This is a genomic window from Streptococcus mitis (assembly GCF_001074635.1).
GTDB classification, from domain to species: Bacteria; Bacillota; Bacilli; order Lactobacillales; family Streptococcaceae; genus Streptococcus; species Streptococcus mitis_E.
Genome location: NZ_JUQO01000238.1, coordinates 1 through 9191 on the forward strand (window position 1 = coordinate 1; position 9191 = coordinate 9191).

Here is a 9191-nt window from a genome sequence, read left to right on the forward strand (position 1 = left end):
AAGACTTCCATGAGATAGCCTCAGATCCTGAAAATTTACAATTTATTTTCCCAACTCAGGTAAGTCTAGAAGAGAGTCAATATGCGTTGGCCAATTACTTTATGAAGTCCCCTTTGGGAGTGTGGGCAATTTGTGACCAGAAAAATCAACAAATGATTGGTTCTATTAAATTTGAGAAGTTAGATGAAATCAAAAAAGAAGCGGAGCTTGGCTATTTTTTGAGAAAAGATGCTTGGTCGCAAGGATTTATGACAGAGGTTGTTAGAAAAATTTGTCAGCTTTCTTTTGAGGAATTTGGCTTAAAACAATTATCTATCATTACCCACCTTGAAAATGAAGCTAGCCAAAGAGTTGCTCTTAAGTCTGGATTTAGTTTGTTTCGTCAGTTTAAGGGAAGTGATCGTTACACAAGAAAAATGCGAGATTATCTTGAATTTCGGTATGTAAAAGGAGAATTCAATGAGTAAGCATCAGGAAATTCTAAGCTATTTGGAGGAATTACCAGTAGGTAAAAGGGTCAGTGTTCGTAGCATTTCAAACCATCTGGGAGTCAGTGATGGAACTGCCTATCGGGCCATTAAAGAAGCTGAAAACCGTGGAATTGTAGAGACTCGTCCTAGAAGTGGTACTATCCGTGTTAAATCCCAGAAAGTTGCGATTGAAAGATTAACTTTTGCTGAAATTGCAGAAGTGACTTCTTCTGAGGTTTTGGCTGGACAAGAAGGTTTAGAGAGAGAATTCAGTAAGTTTTCAATTGGTGCCATGACTGAACAAAATATCTTGTCTTACCTTCACGATGGGGGGCTCTTGATTGTCGGAGACCGTACCCGTATCCAACTGTTAGCGCTTGAAAATGAAAATGCTGTTCTTGTGACAGGAGGATTTCAGGTTCATGATGATGTGCTTAAACTGGCCAATCAAAAAGGAATTCCTGTTTTAAGAAGCAAACATGACACTTTCACTGTCGCGACCATGATCAATAAAGCCCTGTCAAATGTACAAATCAAGACTGATATTCTGACAGTTGAGAAACTTTATCGTCCGAGTCATGAATATGGTTTTCTGAGAGAAACCGACACAGTCAAAGATTATTTGGACTTAGTTCGTAAGAATCGTAGTAGCCGTTTCCCAGTTATCAATCAACACCAGATTGTTGTTGGAGTTGTAACCATGAGAGACGCTGGTGATAAGTCACCAAGTACCACAATTGACAAGGTCATGTCTCGTAGTCTGTTTTTGGTTGGATTATCGACAAATATTGCCAATGTAAGTCAACGGATGATTGCTGAAGACTTTGAAATGGTACCGGTTGTTCGGAATAATCAAACCTTGCTTGGAGTTGTAACCAGACGAGATGTAATGGAAAAGATGAGCCGTTCACAAGTTTCTGCTCTACCTACTTTTTCTGAGCAGATTGGTCAAAAACTTTCTTATCACCATGATGAAGTAGTGATTACAGTGGAACCCTTTATGCTTGAGAAAAACGGTGTTTTGGCTAATGGTGTATTGGCAGAAATTCTGACCCACATGACTCAAGATTTAGTTGTTAATAGTGGGCGCAATCTCATCATCGAGCAGATGCTAATCTACTTTTTGCAGGCTGTTCAGATAGATGATATACTACGCATTCAAGCACGCATTATTCATCATACTAGACGATCAGCTATTATTGATTACGATATTTATCATGGTCATCAGATTGTTTCAAAAGCAAATGTAACCGTTAAAATTAATTAGAAACTAGGAGAAAAAATGATAACATTAAAATCAGCTCGTGAAATCGAAGCTATGGATAAAGCCGGTGATTTCCTCGCAAGTATCCATATTGGCTTGCGTGATTTGATTAAGCCAGGCGTAGATATGTGGGAAGTTGAAGAATACGTTCGCCGTCGTTGCAAGGAAGAAAATTTTCTTCCACTTCAGATTGGGGTTGACGGTGCAATGATGGACTATCCTTATGCTACCTGTTGCTCTCTTAATGATGAAGTGGCTCATGCTTTCCCTCGTCACTATATCTTGAAAGATGGTGATTTGCTCAAAGTTGATATGGTTTTGGGAGGTCCTATTGCTAAATCTGACTTGAATGTCTCAAAATTAAACTTCAACAATGTTGAGCAAATGAAGAAATACACTCAGAGCTATTCTGGTGGTCTTGCAGACTCATGTTGGGCTTATGCTGTTGGTACACCGTCCGAAGAAGTGAAAAACTTGATGGATGTAACTAAAGAAGCTATGTACAAGGGGATTGAGCAGGCTGTTGTTGGAAATCGTATCGGTGATATCGGTGCGGCGATTCAAGAATACGCTGAAAGTCGTGGTTACGGTGTAGTGCGTGATTTGGTTGGTCATGGTGTTGGTCCAACTATGCATGAAGAACCAATGGTTCCCAACTACGGTATTGCAGGTCGTGGACTTCGTCTTCGTGAAGGTATGGTATTGACCATTGAACCAATGATCAATACAGGTGACTGGGAAATCGACACAGATATGAAGACTGGTTGGGCGCATAAGACCATTGACGGTGGATTGTCATGTCAGTATGAACACCAATTTGTCATTACGAAAGATGGACCTGTTATCTTGACTAGTCAAGGTGAAGAAGGGACTTATTAATAGAAAGCGGAAATACTGCTGGAAATTCATTTTGTTAGAAAACCCATTAAATCTTTTCATAAAAAACGCATTGTATCAAGCTTTTAAAGTACCTGGTATAATGCGTTTTTCTGATTTTAAAAACATAATTCTTCTAAAATAGTACACTTCAGGTGAAAAAAACGACATTTCAGATTTTCTGTTCCAGAAATAGCTATCGCTATGATATAATTATTTTATGATTATTACTATTCCTATAAAAAACCAAAAAGATATTGGCACACCATCTGATTCAGTCGTTGTTCTCGGCTATTTTGATGGTATACACAAGGGGCATCAAGAATTATTTCGTGTTGCCAATAAGGCTGCGAGAAAAGATTTATTACCTATCGTCGTTATGACCTTTAATGAATCTCCAAAGATCGCTTTAGAACCTTATCATCCTGATCTGTTTTTACATATTTTGAACCCTGCTGAACGTGAAAGAAAATTAAAACGAGAAGGTGTAGAAGAATTATATCTCCTTGATTTTAGTAGTCAATTCGCTAGTCTCACGGCAGAAGAATTTTTTGCAACTTATATCAAGGCTATGAATGCCAAAATTATTGTTGCAGGTTTTGATTATACATTTGGTTCTGACCAAAAAACGGCAGAAGACTTAAAGGATTACTTTGATGGAGAAGTCATTATCGTTCCACCTGTAGAAGATGAGAAAGGAAAGATTAGTTCAACTCGTATCCGTCAAGCTATTTTAGATGGAAATGTGAAAGAAGCAGGAGAACTTTTGGGGGCATCGCTTCCATCAAGAGGTATGGTGGTTCATGGCAATGCTCGTGGTCGTACGATTGGTTATCCAACAGCTAATTTGGTGCTTTTAGATCGTACTTATATGCCAGCAGATGGCGTTTATGTCGTTGATGTTGAGATTCAAAGACAGAAGTATCGTGCTATGGCTAGTGTCGGGAAAAATGTGACCTTTGATGGAGAAGAAGCACGTTTTGAAGTCAATATTTTTGATTTTAATCAAGATATTTATGGGGAAACCGTCATGGTTTATTGGCTTGATCGCATTCGAGATATGACCAAATTTGACTCAGTTGACCAATTAGTGGATCAGTTAAAGGCTGACGAAGAAGTAGCTCGGAATTGGTCTTAAGAGTTTGGATAATTAAAAAAGAGGTTGTTTGTAACCCAAAAGATAGATGAATAAGTCTAACTTTTGAGGTCACTACACTACCTCTTTTTATTCTTTTTCAAAGGTGAATCCTTCTCCAAGGATTTCATGGGCTTCTGTAATGGTTATAAAGGCTTGAGGATCGATTCGATGAATCATTTCCTTCATTTTCACAATCTCATTTCTACCGACAATACAGTAAATGATTTTCAAATTTTCTTTACTATAGTAGCCTTGACCAGAAATAAAAGTAACGCCTCTTCCTAGGTCATCATTAATCGCTTTAGCAAGTTGGTCAGGACGTTTTGTGATAATCATAAAGCCTTTACCAGCATAGCCTCCTTCGCCAATCAAATCAATGACACGAGAAACGATAAAATCAAATAAGAGCGTGTAGGAAACCAATCTCAAATCCTTGAAGATTAGGAGAATAAGCATGAGAATACAAAAATCTAGGATAAAGAGCAGTTTTCCCATGGATATATGAGTGTATTTATTGAGAATACGAGCTAGAATATCAGTACCACCAGTTGTACCTCCAGCATTAAAGATAATTCCAAGACCAATTCCCAATAGAATTCCCGCTATGAGTGCAGTAATCAGTAAATCACCTTGAAGGTCAATATGAAGGGGAATACGTTCAAAAAAGGCCAACCAGGCGGATAAGGCTAAAGTTCCTAGTAAACTAGAATAGAGGGACTTTGCTCCAAAGATTTTCCAAGCTAGTATGAAAAGGGGAATGTTAATCAGCAAGTTCATGAGCGAAACAGGGATTTTAAAAAGATAAAAGGTGATGAGGGTAATACCTGTCGCCCCTCCTTCAAAGAGATGATGAGGAACTACAAAATAAGTCAGCCCAAAAGCATAAATAGCAGCACCTAGTAAAATGGTAAAAATGGGGTAAATTTTTTTAATCATAGGACACCTCTTTTCTTATAAGTTGATTATATCAAATTTTTACGGAAAATTTGATTGACTCCATTAGGATTTTTAATCTTTTTTTGATATAATTAGAAGTAAGAAAACCAATCTGAATCCTAAAATAGAAAGATTGATACTATGACAAAAATTAAGATTGTAACCGATTCATCTGTTACTATTGAACCAGAACTCGTAAAACAATTAGATATTACAATTGTTCCATTATCTGTAATGATTGATAATGTTGTTTATTCTGATGCTGATTTAAAAGAAGAAGGTAAATTTCTTCAGTTGATGCAAGCAAGTAAGAATCTTCCTAAGACAAGTCAACCACCTGTAGGTGTCTTCGCTGAAGTTTTTGAAGACCTATGCAAAGATGGTAGCCAGATTCTTGCTATTCATATGTCCCATGCTCTTTCGGGGACTGTAGAAGCAGCACGCCAAGGTGCCAGCCTATCTACTGCCGACGTGACGGTGATCGATAGTTCCTTTACTGACCAAGCCTTGAAATTCCAAGTTGTTGAGGCTGCGAAATTAGCACAAGAAGGCAAAGATATGGCGGAAATTTTATCTCACGTTGAAGAGATAAAAAACCATACAGAGCTCTATATTGGTGTTTCAACTTTGGAAAATCTTGTTAAAGGTGGACGAATTGGCCGTGTAACTGGATTGTTGAGTTCTCTTCTTAATATCCGTGTTGTCATGCAGATGAAGGACCATGAATTGCAGCCAATGGTTAAAGGTCGTGGTGCTAAAACTTTTAAAAAATGGTTGGATGAGTTGAGAACATCGCTCTCTGAACGTTCTGTAGCAGAGATTGGAATTTCATATTCTGGTAGTGTTGATTGGGCAAAAGAGATGAAAGAAAGCTTACAAGCTTATGTTGAACAGCCAATTTCTGTTTTGGAAACGGGTTCCATTATTCAAACGCACACAGGTGAGAATGCTTGGGCTATTTTGGTACGTTACCACTCCTAAAAAAATAAAGAAAATGGGAAGAAATAGCGTTTTTAACTTGACCTAAAAGGGATTTTAGGATATGATTATATTTGTTAATTAGAAATTAAATTGGAGGAATCATTAACATGGCAAACAAACAAGATTTGATCGCTAAAGTAGCAGAAGCTACAGAATTGACTAAGAAAGACTCAGCGGCAGCAGTTGAAGCTGTATTCGCAGCAGTAGCTGACTACCTTGCAGCTGGTGAAAAAGTTCAATTGATCGGTTTTGGTAACTTTGAAGTTCGTGAGCGTGCTGCACGTAAAGGTCGCAACCCACAAACTGGTAAAGAAATCACAATTGCAGCTTCTAAAGTTCCAGCATTCAAAGCTGGTAAAGCTCTTAAAGACGCTGTTAAATAATCAGCCTTTAAAAAACCTATTGTATCAAGCTTTCTAGCTTGGTCAGTAGGCTTTTTTGTTTGCTTTGGGGCATTTTGGGGGCAGAATCTGAATGAACTAATACCGGAACAAATCTTTCAAATACTGGCTAATTCAATTTGCGTAGCAGAAATCATACAAATGAAATTGATTATAGTAAAATAGGATTAGAAATCTTAAGAAAGTTGGTTCTTTATTGGAAACGATAGTATTTTCAATCTCCGTTTTTTTAGCAGGAATCTTGTCCTTCTTTTCCCCCTGTATTTTTCCTCTTCTGCCAGTTTATACTGGAATTTTACTGGATGATCAGGAAAGCGCAAAAAATTTTTCCTTGTTTGGGAGAAAAGTTGCTTGGTCAGGTTTGATTCGAACGCTTTGCTTTATCGCAGGTATTTCTCTTATTTTTTTTATTCTAGGATTTGGTGCTGGTTACTTTGGTAATATTCTCTATGCTAATTGGTTTCGCTATACCATGGGTACGATTATCATTATTTTGGGCCTTCACCAGATGGAAATTTTTCATTTTAAGAAATTAGAGGTTCAAAAAAGCTTTACTTTTAAGAAATCAGAAGCCAATCGTTATTGGTCGGCCTTTTTACTCGGTATTACTTTTAGCTTTGGTTGGACGCCTTGTATTGGTCCTGTTTTGAGTTCTGTTTTAGCACTTGCTGCTTCTGGAGGCAATGGCGCCTGGCAAGGAGCTATCTATACCTTGATTTATACTCTAGGGATGGCTATTCCTTTCTTGGTCTTGGCTCTAGCTTCAGGTATAGTAATGCCTTATTTTAGTAAAATAAAGCGTCATATGATGCTACTAAAGAAAATTGGTGGTTTCCTCATTATTTTAATGGGAATTTTGTTACTGTTAGGACAAGTAAATGTCCTAGCTGGAATTTTTGAATAAAGGAGAACAAATGAAAAAAATAATATTTGCTGGCTTAAGCCTCTTGTCATTAGTCGTATTGATAGCCTGTGGTGAGGAAGAGACTAAAAAGACTCAAGCTCCACAACAATCCCCAAAACAACAGCAACAAACGCCTGTACAACAAATTGCTGTTGGGAAAGATGCTCCAGATTTTACCTTGCAATCTATGGACGGTAAAGAAGTTAAGTTATCTGATTATAAGGGTAAAAAAGTCTATTTGAAGTTTTGGGCTTCCTGGTGTGGTCCATGTAAGAAAAGTATGCCTGAGTTGATGGAATTAGCTGCAAAACCAGATCGCGATTTTGAAATTCTTAGTGTCATTGCACCGGGTATTCAAGGCGAAAAAACTGTTGAGCAATTCCCACAATGGTTCCAAGATCAAGGTTATAAGGATATCCCAGTTCTTTATGATACCAAAGCAACCACCTTTCAAGCTTATCAAATTCGAAGCATTCCTACAGAATATTTAATTGATAGCCAAGGAAAGATTGGAAAGATTCAATTTGGTGTTATCAGTAATGCGGATGCAGAAGCAGCATTTAAAGAAATGAACTAGCATAGATAAAGAGAATCTGATTACAAGAGAGTAGTCAGATTTTTTTAGGAAAATGTTTTATAAATATTCACAAATCTCCTATATTTATGGTAAAATAGAATCATCATTTTATTTTGGAGTCAAAGATGAATATATTTAGAACAAAGAACGTTAGTTTAGATAAAACAGAGATGCACAGGCATTTGAAGTTATGGGATTTGATTTTGTTAGGTATCGGGGCTATGGTAGGGATAGGTGTCTTTACAATCACAGGTACTGCAGCCGCAACTCTAGCTGGTCCAGCCCTAGTGATTTCAATCGTCATTTCTGCCTTGTGTGTGGGATTATCAGCCCTCTTTTTTGCAGAATTTGCTTCACGAGTACCTGCTACAGGTGGTGCCTACAGTTATCTCTATGCTATTTTAGGAGAATTTCCAGCCTGGTTGGCTGGCTGGTTAACCATGATGGAGTTCATGACAGCCATATCAGGCGTAGCTTCGGGTTGGGCAGCTTATTTTAAAGGATTGCTTTCTCAATACGGGATAGCCCTTCCTCAGGCTTTAAATGGCACCTTCAATCCTCAAGCTGGCACATTTGTTGATTTATTACCTATTCTTGTCTTGGTCTTGGTGACCTCACTTGTTTTACTTAATGCCAAGGCTGCCTTACGCTTTAATTCTATTTTAGTGATTTTGAAATTTTCCGCTTTAGCTCTCTTTATTTTGGTGGGAATTTGGCATATCAAGCTTGATAATTGGAGCAATTTTGCTCCTTATGGTTTTGGACAAATCTATGGTGCTAGTACTGGTATTATGGCTGGTGCGTCCTTGATGTTCTTCGGTTTTTTGGGATTTGAATCCATCTCTATGGCCGTAGATGAGGTCAAGACTCCTCAAAAAAATATTCCTAGAGGGATTGTCTTATCGCTTTCTATCGTAACCATTCTTTATGCCTTGGTGACGCTTGTCTTAACTGGTGTGGTCCATTATAGCCATCTAAATGTCGACGATGCCGTTGCCTTTGCCCTTCGTAGCGTTGGGATCAGTTGGGCAGCCAACTATGTGTCATTAGTTGCTATCTTGACCTTGATTACGGTTTGTATCTCGATGACCTATGCCCTATCGCGTATGATTTACAGTTTAGCGCGTGACGGCTTGATGCCTGCCGCCTTTAAAGAACTAACGAAGACTAGCAAGGTACCAAAGAATGCTACTATCTTGACGGGTCTAGCCTCAGCGGTAGCTGCAGGAATATTCCCACTAGCCAGTATCGCAGCCTTCTTAAACATTTGTACCCTGGCCTACTTGATTATGCTTGCTTACGGCTTGATTCGCTTACGGAAAGAAAAAGGAATGCCCAAAGCGGGCGAATTTAAAACACCATTGGTACCCTTATTACCGATTTTATCAATCATCATTTGTTTATCCTTTATGTTGCAGTATAATATGGAAACCTGGATTGCTTTCCTAGTTGCGTTGTTAGTAGGAAGTATTATTTACTTCACTTATGGCTATAAGCATTCTACCATAGAAGAATAATACTCTTCGAAAATCTCTTCAAACCACGTCAGCCTCGCCTTACCGTATATATGTGACTGACTTCGTCAGTCTTATCTACAACCTCAAAACAGTGTTTTGAGCTGACTTCGTCAGTTTCATCTACAAC

10 protein-coding genes are annotated in these 9191 nt (G+C 38.2%); 9 read left to right on the forward strand and 1 reads right to left on the reverse strand.

What is annotated here, in order from left to right:
• The 4 genes from ADI58_RS10085 to ADI58_RS10100 all read left to right on the forward strand — a co-directional run.
• Positions 1–467: GNAT family N-acetyltransferase (locus ADI58_RS10085; protein WP_049522489.1), on the forward strand; the 467-nt coding region annotated here is incomplete at its 5' end.
• On the forward strand, positions 460–1737 hold the full coding sequence (gene spxR, locus ADI58_RS10090) for a CBS-HotDog domain-containing transcription factor SpxR (protein ID WP_049522490.1): 1278 nt from the start codon (positions 460–462) through the stop codon (positions 1735–1737). The genes ADI58_RS10085 and spxR, both read left to right, overlap by 8 nt.
• 15 nt (positions 1738–1752) lie before the next feature.
• Positions 1753–2613 carry a methionyl aminopeptidase gene (locus ADI58_RS10095; protein ID WP_000631543.1) on the forward strand — a complete coding sequence of 287 codons (861 nt, stop codon included), beginning with the start codon at positions 1753–1755 and terminating at the stop codon, positions 2611–2613.
• Positions 2614–2830: 217 nt separating this feature from the next.
• The gene (locus tag ADI58_RS10100) at positions 2831–3748 is read left to right on the forward strand and encodes a bifunctional riboflavin kinase/FAD synthetase (RefSeq protein ID WP_049522491.1); all 918 of its coding nucleotides are present in this window, start codon (positions 2831–2833) and stop codon (positions 3746–3748) included.
• A gap of 87 nt (positions 3749–3835) precedes the next feature.
• On the opposite strand, the gene ADI58_RS10105 is transcribed toward ADI58_RS10100, so the two are convergent.
• On the reverse strand, positions 3836–4684 hold the full coding sequence (locus tag ADI58_RS10105) for a YitT family protein (protein ID WP_000592057.1): 849 nt from the start codon (positions 4682–4684) through the stop codon (positions 3836–3838).
• Positions 4685–4825: 141 nt separating this feature from the next.
• On the opposite strand from ADI58_RS10105, the gene ADI58_RS10110 reads away from it, so the two are divergent.
• The 5 genes from ADI58_RS10110 to ADI58_RS10130 all read left to right on the forward strand — a co-directional run bounded on the left by ADI58_RS10110 (position 4826) and on the right by ADI58_RS10130 (position 9064).
• Complete coding sequence (locus tag ADI58_RS10110) at positions 4826–5665, forward strand: DegV family protein (RefSeq protein ID WP_049522492.1); 840 nt, start codon at positions 4826–4828, stop codon at positions 5663–5665.
• Between the two features lie 107 nt (positions 5666–5772).
• Entirely contained in the window at positions 5773–6048 is a 276-nt protein-coding gene (locus tag ADI58_RS10115; RefSeq protein WP_001284637.1) for an HU family DNA-binding protein, read from the forward strand.
• A 214-nt stretch (positions 6049–6262) separates the two neighbouring features.
• Positions 6263–6970: a thiol-disulfide oxidoreductase-associated membrane protein CcdA2 gene (gene ccdA2 / locus ADI58_RS10120; RefSeq protein WP_049522493.1), complete on the forward strand. Its 708-nt coding sequence runs from the start codon at positions 6263–6265 to the stop codon at positions 6968–6970.
• Between the two features lie 10 nt (positions 6971–6980).
• Positions 6981–7547, forward strand: coding sequence for a thiol-disulfide oxidoreductase-associated lipoprotein SdbB (gene sdbB / locus ADI58_RS10125; RefSeq protein ID WP_049522494.1), 567 nt, complete (start codon positions 6981–6983; stop codon positions 7545–7547).
• 125 nt (positions 7548–7672) lie between these two features.
• Positions 7673–9064 carry an APC family permease gene (locus tag ADI58_RS10130; RefSeq protein ID WP_049522495.1) on the forward strand — a complete coding sequence of 464 codons (1392 nt, stop codon included), beginning with the start codon at positions 7673–7675 and terminating at the stop codon, positions 9062–9064.
• Positions 9065–9191: the final 127 nt, after the last annotated feature.